This window comes from Streptomyces sp. NPDC006529 (assembly GCF_040611795.1).
Classification (GTDB): Bacteria; Actinomycetota; Actinomycetes; order Streptomycetales; family Streptomycetaceae; genus Streptomyces.
This window is the reverse complement of the sequence record NZ_JBEXPB010000036.1, coordinates 16,394-31,425: the sequence shown is the minus strand read 5'-3', so window position 1 is coordinate 31,425 and position 15,032 is coordinate 16,394. Positions and strand designations below refer to the sequence as shown.

The 15,032-nt window shown below is 74.4% G+C and carries 14 protein-coding genes; 8 read left to right on the top strand and 6 right to left on the bottom strand.

Annotated features, from left to right (window positions below; translation table 11 throughout):
* Positions 1-16 precede the first annotated feature (16 nt).
* From ABZY31_RS22945 to ABZY31_RS22925, 5 genes are all read left to right on the top strand, one after another.
* Positions 17-250, top strand: a complete 234-nt coding sequence (locus ABZY31_RS22945) for a tautomerase family protein (RefSeq protein ID WP_356413168.1) — start codon at positions 17-19, stop codon at positions 248-250.
* Positions 247-1,200 carry a pseudouridine-5'-phosphate glycosidase gene (locus ABZY31_RS22940; protein ID WP_356413166.1) on the top strand — a complete coding sequence of 318 codons (954 nt, stop codon included), beginning with the start codon at positions 247-249 and terminating at the stop codon, positions 1,198-1,200. The genes ABZY31_RS22945 and ABZY31_RS22940 overlap by 4 nt, the downstream gene beginning before the upstream one ends.
* Entirely contained in the window at positions 1,197-1,874 is a 678-nt protein-coding gene (locus ABZY31_RS22935; protein ID WP_356413164.1) for an HAD family hydrolase, read from the top strand. The genes ABZY31_RS22940 and ABZY31_RS22935 overlap by 4 nt, the downstream gene beginning before the upstream one ends.
* A 105-nt stretch (positions 1,875-1,979) precedes the next feature.
* Complete coding sequence (locus tag ABZY31_RS22930) at positions 1,980-2,960, top strand: DJ-1/PfpI family protein (RefSeq protein ID WP_356413162.1); 981 nt, start codon at positions 1,980-1,982, stop codon at positions 2,958-2,960.
* Between the two features lie 96 nt (positions 2,961-3,056).
* Positions 3,057-3,686 (top strand): isochorismatase family protein, encoded by a 630-nt coding sequence (locus tag ABZY31_RS22925; protein WP_356413161.1) that lies wholly within the window; start codon positions 3,057-3,059, stop codon positions 3,684-3,686.
* An 8-nt stretch (positions 3,687-3,694) separates the two neighbouring features.
* Here the strand turns inward: ABZY31_RS22925 and ABZY31_RS22920 are convergent, their stop codons facing one another.
* Complete coding sequence (locus ABZY31_RS22920) at positions 3,695-4,357, bottom strand: NAD(P)-binding domain-containing protein (RefSeq protein WP_356413159.1); 663 nt, start codon at positions 4,355-4,357, stop codon at positions 3,695-3,697.
* A 179-nt stretch (positions 4,358-4,536) separates the two neighbouring features.
* Here ABZY31_RS22920 and ABZY31_RS22915 point away from each other — a divergent pair, with 179 nt between their 5' ends.
* Positions 4,537-5,658, top strand: coding sequence for a glycosyl hydrolase family 18 protein (locus ABZY31_RS22915; RefSeq protein WP_356413157.1), 1,122 nt, complete (start codon positions 4,537-4,539; stop codon positions 5,656-5,658).
* A 47-nt stretch (positions 5,659-5,705) separates the two neighbouring features.
* Here the strand turns inward: ABZY31_RS22915 and ABZY31_RS22910 are convergent, their stop codons facing one another.
* Complete coding sequence (locus tag ABZY31_RS22910; RefSeq protein ID WP_356413155.1) at positions 5,706-6,935, bottom strand: hypothetical protein; 1,230 nt, start codon at positions 6,933-6,935, stop codon at positions 5,706-5,708.
* A 145-nt stretch (positions 6,936-7,080) separates the two neighbouring features.
* Between ABZY31_RS22910 and ABZY31_RS22905 the strand changes: the two genes are divergently transcribed.
* The gene (locus tag ABZY31_RS22905) at positions 7,081-7,479 is read left to right on the top strand and encodes a hypothetical protein (protein ID WP_356413153.1); all 399 of its coding nucleotides are present in this window, start codon (positions 7,081-7,083) and stop codon (positions 7,477-7,479) included.
* 58 nt (positions 7,480-7,537) lie between these two features.
* On the opposite strand, the gene ABZY31_RS22900 is transcribed toward ABZY31_RS22905, so the two are convergent.
* Positions 7,538-7,996 (bottom strand): MarR family transcriptional regulator, encoded by a 459-nt coding sequence (locus ABZY31_RS22900; protein ID WP_356413151.1) that lies wholly within the window; start codon positions 7,994-7,996, stop codon positions 7,538-7,540.
* 121 nt (positions 7,997-8,117) lie between these two features.
* On the opposite strand from ABZY31_RS22900, the gene ABZY31_RS22895 reads away from it, so the two are divergent.
* Complete coding sequence (locus tag ABZY31_RS22895; RefSeq protein ID WP_356413149.1) at positions 8,118-8,666, top strand: DoxX family protein; 549 nt, start codon at positions 8,118-8,120, stop codon at positions 8,664-8,666.
* 57 nt (positions 8,667-8,723) lie between these two features.
* On the opposite strand, the gene ABZY31_RS22890 is transcribed toward ABZY31_RS22895, so the two are convergent.
* The 3 genes from ABZY31_RS22890 to ABZY31_RS22880 form a co-directional block, all read right to left on the bottom strand.
* Positions 8,724-9,785, bottom strand: a complete 1,062-nt coding sequence (locus ABZY31_RS22890; RefSeq protein WP_356413147.1) for a GNAT family N-acetyltransferase — start codon at positions 9,783-9,785, stop codon at positions 8,724-8,726.
* 89 nt (positions 9,786-9,874) lie between these two features.
* The gene (locus ABZY31_RS22885; protein WP_356413145.1) at positions 9,875-12,643 is read right to left on the bottom strand and encodes a LuxR family transcriptional regulator; all 2,769 of its coding nucleotides are present in this window, start codon (positions 12,641-12,643) and stop codon (positions 9,875-9,877) included.
* 310 nt (positions 12,644-12,953) lie between these two features.
* On the bottom strand, positions 12,954-14,687 hold the full coding sequence (locus ABZY31_RS22880; RefSeq protein ID WP_356413231.1) for a S8 family serine peptidase: 1,734 nt from the start codon (positions 14,685-14,687) through the stop codon (positions 12,954-12,956).
* Positions 14,688-15,032: the final 345 nt, after the last annotated feature.

Here is a 15,032-nt window from a genome sequence, read left to right as displayed (position 1 = left end):
CGAAAGGAGGGGCCCCGTGCCCCACGTCCACATCCGCCACTTCCCCAAGGACCTCCCGCCCGAACGGCTCGCCGCCTTCGACGAGGCGCTCACGGCGGCCGTCATGGAGACCTTCGACGTCGGCGAGGAGGCCGTGTCCATCTCGCTCGAACCGGTGGCCGCCGAGGACTGGGACGGCCTGGTGCTCACCGACATCGCCGCCCGCCGGGAGCTGCTGCTGAAGGCACCGGGCTACTGGGACGGCGCGTGAGCGCCGCCGCGGGGGTCCCCCTCGTGTACACGGAGGAGGTCCGCGAGGCCCTCCACGAGGGCCGGCCGGTGGTGGCCCTGGAGAGCAACGTCATCACGCACGGCCTGCCCTACCCCGACAACGCGGCCACGGCCCGCAAGGTCGAGGACGCCGTCCGCGCGGGCGGGGCGGTGCCCGCGACGGTCTGCGTGGAGGACGGCGCCGTCCGCGTCGGCATGAGCGACGCGGACATCGAGCGGTTCGCGTCCCGGCCGGGCATCCCCAAGGTCTCCAGCAGGGACCTGCCGGTGGTACTCGCCCGGGGCGGCCCGGGCGCCACCACGGTCGCCTCCTCACTGGTGGCGGCCGAGCTCGCGGGAATCCGCTGGTTCTCCTCCGCGGGCATCGGCGGGGTCCACCGCGGCGCTCAGCAGACCTTCGACGTCTCCTCGGACCTGATCCAGTTCACCCGGTCCCGGGTCGCGGTCGTCTCCGCGGGCGCCAAGATGATCCTGGACCTGGGCCTGACCCTGGAGTACCTGGAGACCCACTGCGTGCCGGTGGTGGCGTACGGCTCGGACGACTTCCCGGCCTTCTACTGCCGTACGAGCGGCCACCGCGCCCCCCACCGCATCGACGACCCGGGCACCCTGGCCCGCGCCGTCGAGACCCACCGGGCGCTGGGCGGCCCGACCTCGTTCCTGATCACCACCCCGGTCGCCGAGGAGGACGCCATCGACTCCGCGGAAGTGGAGGCGGCCATCGCGCGGGCGGTGACCGCGGCCGGCCGGGACGGCGTCTCGGGCCAGGGGCTCACGAAGTACCTGATGCGGGCCGTCGACGCGGCCACCGACGGGCGGGCGGCCCGGGCCAACATGGCCGTGCTCGTGACCTGCGCCGAAGCGGCGGGCCGCCTGGCCGCCGCCCACACCGCACTGCTGCGGAAGACCCCGATAGGTTCACCCTCATGATCAGACTGGCCGTGTTCGACCTGGACGGAACGCTCGTCGACTCCCCGCGCGCCATCGTGGCGACCTTCGGGGCGGCCTTCGACGCCCTGGGCGTCACCCGCCCCGCGGACCTCGCCGTCCGGGCCACGATCGGGCTCCCCCTGGAGCGGGCCTTCGCACTCCTCCTGGAAGCACAGCAGGGACGGGGGGCGGACGAGATCCTGGTCGCCGAGGCCGTCCGGCTCTACCGGCGGTTCTTCGACACCATAGTCCTGCCACAGGCCCCTGACCTGGTCTTTCCCGGGGTCGCTGAGGGTCTTGCCCGGCTGCGGGAGGACGGGGTGGCGCTCGCCGTCGCCACGAGCAAGTACCACCGCCCCGCGGACGCGCTGCTCACGGCGGCCGGGCTGCGGGAGTACTTCGCCGAAGTGATCGGCGCGGACGAGGTCAGCCGGCCCAAGCCCGATCCCGAGTCCGGACAGGTGATCCTGGACCGGCTGGGGATCGTCGCCGAGCACGCGGTGATGGTCGGGGACACCACCCACGACCTGCTGATGGCGAAGGCGGCCGGGATGCGGTCGGTGGCCGTCACCTACGGAGTGCACTCCCCGGCCGAACTGGCGGTGGCCGGGCCGACCTGGGTGGCCGACACCTTCCTGGACGTCGTCGCCCACCTGGCGCCCGTCCCGGCGTAACGGCCGGGCTCCGCGCCGCTGCCCGCGCACGTCCGGTGGTCCGGTGTCCGGATGTGACAGAGAACCGTCATTGCGGCCCTCGGGGCGGGCGGTGAGGATGGACGCATGCCCACTCCCCACCGTGTCGTCATCGCGGTCTTCCCGGACGTCGACCTGCTCGATGTCACCGGGCCCGCCGAGGTCTTCGCGCTGGCCAACCGCGAGTCGGCCACCGCGGCCTACGAGGTGCGCCTCGCGGGACCCGGATCCGCTCTGGTGACCACCTCGGCCGGGGTCCGCCTCGCCGTCGACCTGACCTTCGCGGAGGTCGGCGCGGCGGTGGACACCCTGCTGGTGCCCGGGGCGGTGGAGCCGGGCCCGGCCGGGCCCGTTCCGCGCATCGACGACGAGGTGGTCGAGTGGATCAGGGCCACCGCCCCGCACGCCCGGCGGGTGGCCTCCGTCTGCGTGGGCGCGCACCTGCTGGCCGCGGCCGGTCTCCTGGACGGGCTGCGGGCGACCACGCACTGGTCCACCGCCGCGCGGCTGGCGGCCGACCACCCCCGGGTGCGGGTCGACCCCGACCCCGTCTTCGTCCGCTCCGGGCGGGTGTGGACCGGGGCCGGGATCAGCGCCTGCATGGATCTGGCGCTCGCCCTGGTCACCGAGGACCTCGGCGAGGAACTGGCCCTGGCCGTGGCCCGCCAGCTGGTCATGTACCTCAAACGACAGGGCGGCCAGAGTCAGTTCAGCGTCCCGCTGAGCCGCCCGGCCGCCGCGCGCCGGGACATCGACGAGCTGTGCGCGTACATCGCCGACCACCTCGACGGCGACCTCTCCGCGGCGGCGCTGGCGGAGCGCATGTGCGTCAGCGAGCGGCACTTCGCCCGCACCTTCCGCCGCGAGACGGGCGTCGGAGCCGCCGGTTACGTGGAGGCCGCCCGGGTGGAAGCCGCCCGGCGGCTCCTGGAGACCACCGACGAGCCGCTCGAACTGGTCGCGGCGGCCGCCGGCCTCGGGTCGGTCGAGACCCTGCACCGCGCCTTCCGCAAGCAGATCGCCACGACACCGGCCGCCTACCGGCGCCGCTTCCGCAGCGCGCTCTGACCCTCCCGCTCCCCCGACGCCGCGTCCGCGGCTTCGCCGTGCCCGTTTTCCATGAACGAACCAGCCGCACCACCGTCGAACGAGAGGTCTTCTCCCATGTCCGTCACCGCCACCGGCACGACCACCTCCGCCACACTGCGCGAACTGATCGGCCTCGACCCCGCGCTCCCCCGGCTCGGCGCCGGGACGACCGTCCTCCTGATCGACTTCCAGCAGACCTACCGCACCGGTGTGATGGAACTGGCGGGCGCCGAGGCCGCCCTGGCGGCGGGCGCGCGGCTGCTCGCGGCCGCCCGCGCCGCGGGGTCCGACGTGGTGCACGTCGTCAACGACGGCGGCGAGGGCGGCCCGTACGACATCCGCGCCGAGATCGGTTCGATCAGCCCCGAGGTCGCGCCCCGGGACGGCGAACCGGTGGTGGTCAAGACGGTTCCGAACGCCTTCCACGCCACGGACCTGGAGCAGATCCTGCGGGAGCGGGGCGCGGGCCCGGACCTGGTGCTCGCCGGGTTCATGACGCACATGTGCGTCACCTTCACCGCGCAGGGCGCCTTCAACCTGGGCTACCGGCCCGCCGTGGTCGCCGAGGCGACCGCCACGCGTACGCTGAGCGCGCCCGACGGGACCGTCGTGCCCGCCGCGGTGCTCCAGAGCGCGAGCCTGGCCACCATCGGCGACCTCTTCGGAGTGGTGGCCGGGACGGTCGCCGACCTCCAGGCCCGATAGGTGCGTCCTCAGCCCTTGAAGCTGTCCTTGCGGACCGGGGAGGCCTCGGCGAGGGCCTTGGTCACGGCCTCGACGCCCGCGCGCAGCCCGTACACGGGGGTTTCGGGCTGCTGGCGCCAGGAGTCGTCGAGGCCACCCGCGTCGACGGAGTCGAAACCGAGTTCGTCGATGAGGGCGCGGACGGTCTTCTTGGCCGCCTCGTCGTCACCCGCGACCGGCAGGGCGATGCGGCCGGGGTCGCCCGCCGGCAGCGGCCGGGCCAGCAGGTCTTCGGCGTAGGTGCCGTTGAAGGCCTTGACCACCGGGTGGCCGAGGTGACGCTCGGTCCAGCGGCTCTCGGTCAGGCCCCCGTCCTCGATGGCGTCGATCCGGCCGTCGCGCTGCTGCGGGTAGTAGTTGCCGGTGTCGATCACGACGAAGCCGTCGGCCGCGCCGTCGAAGAGGCCGGACGGCAGGTCCGGCACGTTCTTCAGGGGGATGGTGACGACGACGACCTCCGCGCCGCGCGCCGCCTCGGCGACGGTGACGGGGGTGGCCCCGGTCTCCTCGGCCAGCGCGGTCAGGGTCTGCGGGCCGCGCGAGTTGGCCACGGACACCTGGTGGCCGAGGGCGGTGAGACGACGCGTCAGGTTGCCGCCGATGTTGCCTGCGCCGATGATGCCGATCTTCATGGACTTCTCCAGTGCGTGCGGGTGGCCGGGTTGCCGATGATGATCCGAACCCCCGGCCGCCGCCGCGCATTCCCCCCGGGGCGGCCCTTCCTCCGAACGGGTGGCCGATCCGCATGCGCTCGGCCCCTTACGGCGCGTCCGGGGCCCTCCCGGGGGAAGCGGCGGGCGAGGTTCGCCCCATGACGACCGCACGCTTCCCGGCCCGGCCCCCGTCCGTGTCCCTCTCCCTGGCCCTGCGGTGCGCCGCCGCGCTGGCCGCCGTGCTGCTCACCACGGCGAGTGCGCCCGCCGCGCCGGCGGGTGCGGGGGCGGGCTCCGGCGGTGCGTCCGCCGATGCGGGACGCGCGGGCGCCCGTACGACGTCCGCGTGGCTGCCGTACTGGGACACCGAGGCCGGGTACGCCTCGGCCCTGGCCCACGCCGGCCAACTGCACACCGTCAGCCCCTTCTGGTACACGGCCTCGGCGGCCGGCACCATCGCGGGCGAGGCGGGCGCGGGTGACCGACGGATCATCGACGGCCTGCACGCCGAGGGGATCAAGGTCGTGCCGACCGTGGTCGAGACCCCGGGACCGGCCGCCATGGCGGCGTTGCTCGGGGATCCGCGCGAGCGCGCCACGCACGTGGACGCGCTGATGGACGTGGTGACGAGCCGGTCCTACGACGGTCTCGACCTCGACTACGAGCGGATGGCGGAGACCACCGACCCGGCGCTGGTCGAGCGCGTCCGCGAGGGGTACGACCGGCTCACCGAGGAGCTCTGCGCCCGGCTGCACGCGCGGGGCAAGACCTGCGTCGTGACGGTCGTGCCGCGGGTGGACGGCGAGGGGCTCGCCTTCGACTACGCGCACCTGGGAAAGGTCGCGGACACGCTGCGGATCATGGGCTACAACCTGCACAATGCGCTGGCCGAACCGGGCCCGCTGTCCTCGCTGGAGTGGTACGACCGGTTCGTCGGGTACGCCGTCGGGGTCGTCCCGCGCGAGAAGCTGGAGGTGGCGCTGCCCGCGTACGGCTGGAACTGGACCGTGGGCTCGGGGACCCGCGCGGGCCACGTGACCAGCCGGGAGGCCGAGGCCCTGCGCCGGACGGTGGGCGCGCCCTACACGTACGACCCGGTCTCCGGCACCCCCCACTTCGACTACACCGACGACGAGGGCGAGGAGCACGAGGTCTGGTACCAGGACGCGAAGGGTTCGGCGGCGCACCTGGCCGTGCTGGCCCGCCACGGGGTGCGGGGCAGCGGGCTGTGGGCCCTCGGTTTCGAGGACCCACGGCTCTGGGACGTGCTGGGGCGCTGAACAGCGCCGCCGGCGCCGCTCGGGGGCTGGAAGGGGTCTGGAAGGGGTCAGGAGGGGTTCAGCTTGATGGCGAACGCGTTGAAGACGGACCACACGTCGACCCAGGCCAGGCCGGTGCTGCACTCCTGGGAGGCGTTGCAGCCGTACCCGTAGCTGACGATGCCGTTCAGCTGGCGGGAGTTCTGGTCGTTGATGGAGATGACGGGGCCGCCGCTGTCGCCGCCGCGGCCGACGATGCCCCCGTAGTGGGGCACGCCGTAACTGCCGTTCACGGTCGTACCGTTGACGTTCCAGGCGGCATTGCCCGCGTAGACCGTCCTGATGTTGCAGAAGACCTTGGTGTTGTAGCCGAGCTGGCAGGTGAAGTCGCCGACGGCGACGTTGCGCACGCCGCCCAGGTAGCGGGTGTAGCCGATGGCGTCGAGGCCGTCCCAGGTGTAGCGGTAGGTGGGGGCCTCGATGAACGCGGAGTCGACCGCGGGGAGTTTGTACTTGACCTGGCCGATGTAGTTGCCGCCCATCGTGTAGACGTAGTCGTTCACGTTGTGGCAGTGGCCCGCCGTGACCAGCCACTGGCGCCCGTCCCAGGTGCTGACCGCCGGGATGCCGCTCGTGCAGTGGGCCTTGCCGCCGATGTTGGGTCCGAGCGCCGCTCCGGCGTAGAAGGGCGAGCTGTCGTTCTCCCGGGTCAGGGGCCGGGAGGGGGGTGCCTGGGTGAGGTGGACGGGGGTGGCCGCGGCCGCGGAGCGCCGCTGCGCGACGGCGGGCGACGCGAAGTACTTCGCGGCCGTTGCCGGGTCGTCGACGGCGAGCTCGATGACTGCGCCGTCCGGGGTGCTGCCCGCGAGGGCGACCTTGAAGGGGAGGGCGGCCGCGTCGGCGATCTCCCTGATCTCCTTCTTCAGCTGTACTCCGGATTTCTTTCCCTGGACGATGTGAAGGAGACGGGTGTCGGCCTTCGGATTCACCGCGCGGACCGCGGAAAGGAAATTGCGGCCTTGCGCGACATCGGTCAGATAAACATTGACCGACCGATAGGTGGGTGCGAGTTCGACCTGGGTGTACACATCCGCGCGCGCCCCTCGGCCCACCTGCGCCACGGCGTCGGCCGCCAGCCTCAGCGGCCCCAGCACCTCCGCCTGCCGCTCCGGTGACATGGCCGCCACCGCGTCGGCGGACAGCGGACCGGGCGTTTCCGCCCGTGCGGACACCGTCATGAGCGGAAGGACGGCCAGCGCCCCCGCGAGTGCGATGGAGCGCCGGATTCCGATGTTCATTCATCCCCCTCGCCGGACCCGTGCGTACGGGCCCTTTATGTGGACGCGGGAGACGTTAGCGGGATGAACGCGGGCCGATAAGGGGGAATACCGCTTTGTTCCGGAAGGGATTTCCGACTCGTACGCATGTGTTTCAATGGGCCGTGTGATCGAGTTCGTATGCGTGCTACTCGTGGCCGGCGGCGCCGGCTGGCTCGTCCGGCGCCGGCTCCGGCGGCGCGCCGCGGCCGGGCCCGACGCCGCCCCGCTCGGCATCCCCGGCATGGCCCGGCTGCCCGCCGGTCAGGGGCGCTGGCGGATGGGCCGGGTGTGCGGCGGTCCGGGCGAGGTGCGCTGGGTGCCGGCGCGCGGTGAGCCGGTGGCGCTGGACGGGGTCCGGTCCACGGGGGTGCGCAGTCCGTCCGTACGGGAGGGCATGAGCATCAACCCCGGGTCCCGGATCCTGTCGTGTGTCCACGCGGGCGGGACCGCGGACATCGCCGTCATGGCCCTGGACCTCGCCGAACTGCGCGGGCTGGTCCCGCAGTCGCCCGAGGCGACCTGACTCTCGCCCGGGCGGGCGGAAGAGGACGCCCCAGTCGCCCCGTCGGCCCGCGTCGCCGTCAGGCCTCGCGGAGGCGGCGGGCCACTTCGCCGAGGCCCGTGGCGAGGGCGGTGCGCTGCTCCGGGGTGAGGACGTCGATCAGGGCCTCGCGGACCGCGGCGACGTGGCCGGGGGCCGCCGCTTCGAGGCGGGCGCGGCCCGCGTCGGTGAGGACGGCGTAGATCCCGCGCACGTCGGAGGGGCAGCTGCGGCGGCGGACCAGCCCGGCCTTCTCCATCTGGTTGACCTGGTAGGTCAGCCCGCTCTTGGAGTTGATCAGGCCGTGGGCGAGTTCGGTCATCCGCAGCTCGCCGTCCTCTGCGCCGGCGAGGCGGACGAGGATCTCGTACTGCGCGTGCGAGAGGCCGGAGTCGTCCTTCAGCTGCTGGTCCAGGCGCCGGTTCACCAGTGCGGACGCGGCGAGAAAACCCTCCCATGCGCGCATTTCTTCGTCATCCAGCCATCTCGTTTCAGCCATGCCACCAGCTTACGCCTGGTTGTTCCAATTTGAATCAAGGGTTAGGGTCGATCCAGTTCGTTCAAATTCGAAGGACTCCACCCCTTCTACGGCCGGTCCCCACCCGGAAGGATCTCCCCCCATGACCCCCACCCCCACCGCCACGCAGGCCCCCGACCGCTCCCCCACCACCGCCGCGCCCGCGCACCCCTACGCGGGCAGCGGCCTGCTCATCCTGCGCCTCGTCCTCGGTCTCACCATGGCCGCCCACGGCTCCCAGAAACTTTTCGGCTGGTTCGGCGGCGGCGGGATCAGCGGCACCGGGAAGTTCTTCACCGCGAGCGGCTACCCCGCGGGCAACACCATGGCGGTCGTGGCCGGCCTCTCGGAGACCCTGGGCGGGCTCGGCCTCGCGGCCGGTCTGCTCACCCCGCTGGCCGCGGCCGCCATCGTCGGCACCATGATCAACGCGATCGCGGTCAAGGGCACCGGATCCTTCTTCGCCCCCGCGGGCATCGAGTACGAACTGCTGCTGACGGCCGCCGCCGCGGCCCTCGCGCTCACCGGCCCCGGCCGCTTCGCCCTCGACCGCTTCCTGCCGGTGCTGCGCGACCACCGTCCCGCGTTCGGCGCGCTGGCCGTGGTCCTCGGCGTCGTCCTCGCGGGCGCGGTGCTCCTCGCACGCTCCTGATCCCGGCCGGTGCGGCCGGTCACGGCTGATCCCCGTCGGCAGCGACCGGTCCCGGCGTCAGACGCCGGTGCGGGTGTAGCGGACCTGTCCCTCGCCCGCACCGGCGCGCGTGAATCCCGCCCGGCCGAGGACGGCGTGCGAGGCGAGGTTGTCGTCGTCGACCGTGGCGTGCAGCGTGGTCAGGCCGCGCTGCGCGAGGGCCCAGGCGGCCAGCGCCCGTACCGCCTCGGTGGCGTAGCCGTTCCCCCGGGCCGAGGGCACCAGGTCGTAGCCGATCTCCGCGTTGCCGTCGCCGTCGGGGGCCGCGTGGAAACCGATGCCGCCCACCGCGAGGCCGTCGGCCGCGCGGACGATCGCGTACGCACCCCAGCCGGGCCGGTACGTCCCCGCCTCCTTCGCCTGGGCCACCATGCCGCCGGCGAACCGGGTGCCCTCGAAGGGCCCGTCCTCGGTCCACGCGAACCCGCCCGTCCCCCCGCCCTTCAGCTCGGCGCCGGTCACCGGGGAGATCTCGCACAGCACGAGCCGCTCGGTGCGGATCGGATCGGCGTGCCAGCGCCACGCCGCCAGGCGGGGCAGGCCCGGCAGGTCGCCCCGCCCGGTCGCCCACAGCAGGGTCGGCCAGGGCGCGGCCGTGCGCGGCGCGTGCGGGAAGAGCCGGTCCAGGACCGCCGCGCACAGCTCCGCGGACGGCTCCCAGCCCGCGGACCCCAGGCCGTCGAGGACATCATGAGTGTGGACGAGCGCCTCCAGGACGCCCATGGCGGCGAAGGCGTCGGCGCCGCCCGCGCCGTAGGGGTGCCAAGCACGCGCCTCCGAGGGGCTGGTGGCGACGGCGGCGGAGAGGATGCCCCCGGTCGCCTCGATGATCCGGACCACCCCCGCGGGCGTGGTCCCCGGATCGGCGGTGATCTCGAAGGGCACCCACCCGTCGGCCGCCCGGGCGGCCAGCTGACCGGCGTAGGCCGTGAAGTCGCCCGCCACATGGACGGCGGTGTCGTAACAGCTCCAGTCCAGTCCGGCGGCCGGGACGCTCCAGTCCCGGTCCGCTACACCGCGCAGGGCCGCCGTGGTGAGGGACACCGCTTCGTCTATGTGCTGAGCACGCATGATCGTCATGCGCGCACCCTAGAGCGGGCCGCCCTCGCGGGGCCATCCGATTTCGTGCTCCCGCCGCGCCCGGACCGTCCCCCTTTTCGCGGACGCGCTCAGCGGGCCCGCAGCGCGGTGGCCAGCTGGGCGCGGGAGCGCACGTCGAGCTTCTGGTAGATGCGGGTCAGCCGCGCCTCCACCGTCTTCACGCTCACGAAGAGCCGGTCCGCCGCCTCCTGGTTGCTGGCCCCCTGGCCGACGAGCAGCGCGAGCCGGGTCTCCGCCTCGGTGAGCGCCGCCGCGCCCGGATGACCGGGCGCGCCGTCCGGGCCGGCCGCCGGGCCGGCCGGAGCCTCCGTGGCCAGGTCCGTCCACGGCTTCGCGCCGGCCTGGGCGAAGATCTGGGCCGCCGTGCGCAGGGCCGCGCGGGCCGGGGCGCGGCGGCGGCGCCTGCGCTCCACCCGGGCGAGGGCGAGCAGGGTCCGGCCGCGCTCCAGGGGCAGTTCCAGGCCGTCGAACCGGTCCGCGGTCTCCTCCAGCAGGGCGACGGCCGCATCGGTCTCGCCGCGCGCCGACAGCACCAGGCCGCGGGCCCGGTCGAGGGCGGCGACCACGCCGGCGCGGCCGAGGCCGAGGGCGACCGTACGGACGGAGCCGACCAGGTCGGCGGCCTCCTCGGGGGCGTCGGCGGCCACCAGCGCCTCGGCGAGTTCCCCGTGCCAGCGCAGCACCGAGGGGTCGACGACCTGCTGGGCGGCCTCCAGTTCGGCGACCCGGCGCAGGGTGGCCACGGCCCGCGCGGTCTCCCCCGTGGCCAGTTCGACCTGGCCGAGGGCGAAGAGGCTGCGCGAGAGGAAGACCTGGTCGTGCTCCTCCTCGGAGGCCTGGATGCCGCGCCGGGCGTAGCCGGTGGCGCGCGCGAAGCTGCCGGCCGTGGCCTCGGCGGTGGCGGCGACGTACCAGGCCGGGCCGGGCGAGAGTCCCGCCTCGATGGTCAGTTCCAGGGCGCGGCGGGCGTGGTCCCGGCCCGCCGCGCAGCGGCCGCGGCGCAGTTCGACCTCGGTGAGGCTGCGCAGGACCTCGAAGACGTCCTCGGCGGAGCCGGTGCGCCGTACGGCGGGCAGCAGGACCAGGAGCTGTTCGTGGGCGTCGGCGAGCCGGTCGTCGAAGAGGGCGTGGCGCACGGCGAGGTACTGCGGGGCGTTGCGCATGCCGAGCGGCACCTCGGGGGCGGGCAGCCGCAGGGCTTCGGCCAGGATGTCCTCGGCGGCCGGGTCGCCCAGGATCCGGCCCATGCGCGCCCGGACGGTCAGGGCCATGGCCTCGGCGACCTGGTCGCCGCCGGTGGCCGCCAGCACCCCGGCTTCCGCGGCGGCCGCGCGGGAGCGGACGGGGTCGCCGTCGCTGAGGTTGAGCTTCCACGCGATCCGCAGCTGTACGGCGGCTTGCAGCGAGGGGTCGGCGGCGGCGTCGGCGCGAGCGTGGGCGAAGGTCTCGTCGAGGTCGGCGAGGGCCTGCCCGGCGGCGTCGATCACGGCGAGCCGGGCCCGTACCCGGTCGGCGGGCGAGGCGTCGCGGGCCAGGACGGCGCGGGCTGCGCGGCGGGCGAGGTCGGCGCGGCCGGCCCAGCCCGCGTCCTCGGCGGCGCCGACGAGGCGGGCCAGTTCGGCGGCCGGGCGGCCGGGCGGGGTGCGTTCCGCGGCCAGCAGGCCGAGTTCGGCGGCCAGGGCCCGTCTGCCGCGGCGGCGGCTGGCCGCGGCGGCCTCGGTGATCTCGGCCGCGAGCTCCTCGTCGGGGGTGTCCACGGCGAGGGCCCGGTGCCGGACGGCCTGGACGGGGTCGTCGACGGCGGCGGCCAGCGCGGCGTGCCCTGCCGCCCGTTCGGGCCAGCCCGCGTCGGCGGCGAGGGCCGTGGGCAGGGCGCCGGCGGTGAACTCGACGGCGCCGTCGTCGCGTACGGTCACCAGCGCGGCCCGTTCGGCTTCGGCCAGCTCGGCCTCCGCGTCGGGGCGTCCGGCCCGGCGCAGCAGTGCGACGGTGGGGCGGGCCGCGAGGGCGGCGAGGAGCAGCGTGCGGTGGGCGCGGGCGGGGGCCTCGGCGAGCAGCCGCCGGGCCACCTCGCGGGCCTGTCCGGACAGGGGAAGGGTGTCGGCGTGGTGGGCGGCGCCGTCGCGGGCCTCGGCGAGGGAGTGGCCGAAGGCGAGGGCGAGGCGCGGGTTTCCGCCGCTGGCCTGGTGGATCCGGCCGGCGAGGCGCGCGGGCAGGCCGTGCCGGGCGAGGAGTTCGGCGACCTCGTCGGCGCCGAGCGGCGGCACCCGCACCGTGGGGGCGCCCGGTCCGCAGAGGGTTTCGGCCACCGGGGCGCCGCCCTGGACGCATTCGGCGACCAGGACCCGGACGCCGGCGGGGGTGAGGCGCAGGGCGAACCGGAGCAGGTCGGTGGTCTCGGCGTCCAGCCACTGGGCGTTGTCGAGCACGAGGAGCAGGGGGCTGCGGTCGGCGAGGGTGCGCAGGACCTCGACGACGGCGAGGCGCAGGGCGACGTGGTCGCGCCCGGCGCCGGGGGCGTCGGCCTCGCGGCGGAGCAGGGCGATGGCGGCGCGCTGCGGCGGGGCGAGGCGCTCCAGGGCGCTGTGCGGGACGCCGGCGAGGAGGGCGGCCGCGCTGGCCTCGGGTATCCACTGGTCGGCGGCTTCCGGGGCGAGGCGGAGCACGCGTTCGCGGCGGCCGGTGGCGGCCGCCGCGACGGCGAGCAGTACTTCGGTCTTGCCCGAACCCGCCGGTCCGGTGAGGACGGCGCGGCCGTGCGCGGTCAGCGCACGCTCGACCGTCTCGATGAGTTCACCGTGTCCGACGGTCGTGTCAGCGTTCCCCGTCGCCGCCACGCACAGCCACCAGCCTCTCGGTCCCCAGTTCCTGTGCCGCTTCTGTGAGCGCGACAATACGAGGTCCGCCGCCGGACGGACCCGGATTGTGACGCAGAAATCAGTCAGGTGACCGGAAAGCCCGGCGGACCTGCCGATACGCGGTGTATCAGCAGGTCCGGGGGCCGGCTTGGTCCGTACTATCGGTGCGTCAGGCCGGGGTGGTCAGTCGGGGCCGATGACGCGGGCCGATGGTTTCGGGCCAACCGGGTCGGGTGGTTGTGGCGGTGCCCGTGATGCCCGTGGTGCGGGCCGGGCCCGTCGGGCCGGATCAGAAGCCGAGGCTCCAGGAGTCGATGTAGCCGGTGTCCGCGGCGGCGACGTCCTGGACCTTCAGCTGCCAGGTGCCGTTGGCGGGCAGTGCGGACGCGTCCACGGTGTAGGTGGTGAGGACGTTGTCGCCGCTGTCGCTCGACGAGCTCTGCAGTCGCTTGACCACGGCGCCGCCGGGGCCGACGAGGTCGATGACGAGGTCACCGCGGTAGGTGTGCTTGATGTCCACGGACACCTTGAGCGTGGCCGGGGCGTTGCCGCTGCGGCCGGAGACGGTGATCGAGGAGGAGACCGCGCCGCCGTTGTCCGGGATGGCGACGTCGGTGGTGTTCGCGTAGGCCGGGGCCGGGGTGGTGGAGGTCACCGCGGCCACGGTCGCGGCCGCGTCCGCGAGACCGGCGCCGCAGCCTCCGGTGCAGGTGCCGGCCAGCGGGCGGGCGTTGGCCTTGATGGCCGCCTCGACCTGGGCCGGGGTGAGGGAGGACTTGGCGGAGACGAGGAGCGCGGCGAGCCCGGCGACGTGCGGGGCGGCCATGCTGGTGCCCTGGTAGGGCTTGTAGATCTCGGCGCCGGGGGTGGTGGTGCCCGCGTTCAGCGAGGACAGGATGCCGTTCTCGGGGGTGGTGACGGTGCCGGGCGTGTCGGTGGCGCGGCGGGTCTCACCGCCCGGGGCGGCGACGTCGATGAGCGAGCCGAAGTTGGAGTAGAAGGAGCGGTCGCCGGTCCGGTTGGTCGCGGCCACGGAGACCACGTTGCTGCAGCTGGCGGGAGTGAAGCCGGCGGCGTCCGCGTTGCTGTTGCCCGCGGCGACGACGACGGTGGTGCCGCGCGCGACGGCGGCGTTGATGGCGTTCTGGTAGCTGCTGCCGCAGGTGCCGGAGCCGCCCAGGCTCATGTTGATGACCTTGGCGGGGGTCGCGTTGGCCGGGACGCCGGCGACGGAGCCGCCGGAGGCCCAGGTGATGGCGTCGACGATGTCCGAGGTGGCGCCGCCGCACTTGCCGAGGACCCGGACGGGCTGGATCTTGGCGCCGTAGGCGATGCCCGCGATGCCCTTGGCGTTGTTGGTGGCCGCGGCGATGGTGCCCGCCACGTGGGTGCCGTGCCAGGACGAGTCGCTGGCCTTGGAGCCGGTGCCGCACTCCTCGGCCGCGCTCCAGTCGCCCTGGTCGGCGGGGTTGTTGTCGCGGCCGTTGCCGTCACGGGCGGCGCTGGAGCTGGAGATGAAGTCGTAGCCGGCGACGATGTTCGGGGCCACGTCGGAGTGGGCGACGTAGCCGGTGTCGATGACGGCGACGGTGACGCCGGAGCCGGTGGTCTTGGCCCAGGCACCGGGGACGTTCATGCCCGCGGTGGGCTCGAAGAGGTCCCACTGCTTGGCGTACTCGGTGTCGTCCGGGGTGGCCATGGCGTAGGCGCGGGAGTCCGGCTCGACGTAGGCGACGTCCGGGTCGGCGCGGAACTGGGCGATCACGCCGGCCGCCTCGGCCGGGGCGACGGCTCCGCCGAGGTTGACCAGGGCGGCGCCGGTGCCGAGGCGGCGCTCGAACTTCGCCTTCTTGCCGCTCTGGTGGCCCTTGGCGGTGGCGTCGGCGGCGGCGGCCGTGTTCGAACTGGCCTCCGAGGCGGAGGACTTGTATCCGACGATGAGGTTCTCGACCGGGGCGGTCCCCGCCGCCGGAGCGGCCGGAGCCACCGGAGCCGGAGCCGCGGCCGGGCGGCCGAGGGCCATCGAGGTGGTGGCGGTGCCGCCGAGCAGGGTGACGGAGATCGCCACCACGGATATGAGCCGACGTCTGGATGCGTGCACGGTGTTCCCTTTCGCGGGCCGTCCCCGGCGGACCGGGGACGGCCGGTGTGGTGCTGTGTGGGAGGTTGCGTGGGGGGTGGGCATCGGGGAGGAGGCGCGGTTCCCGCACGGCGGTGTGCGGGAGGGGACGGGGCGTAGCCGGAAGAACGGAGAAGACGGATGTGCGGGGAGGGGTGTGTGGGGCGGGCCCGCCGCGTCGGCGGCGGCGACCGGAGAGGGCTCCTCCACGCGCCCCGGCCACCACCGCTCGCCACGGCCCCGCTCGCG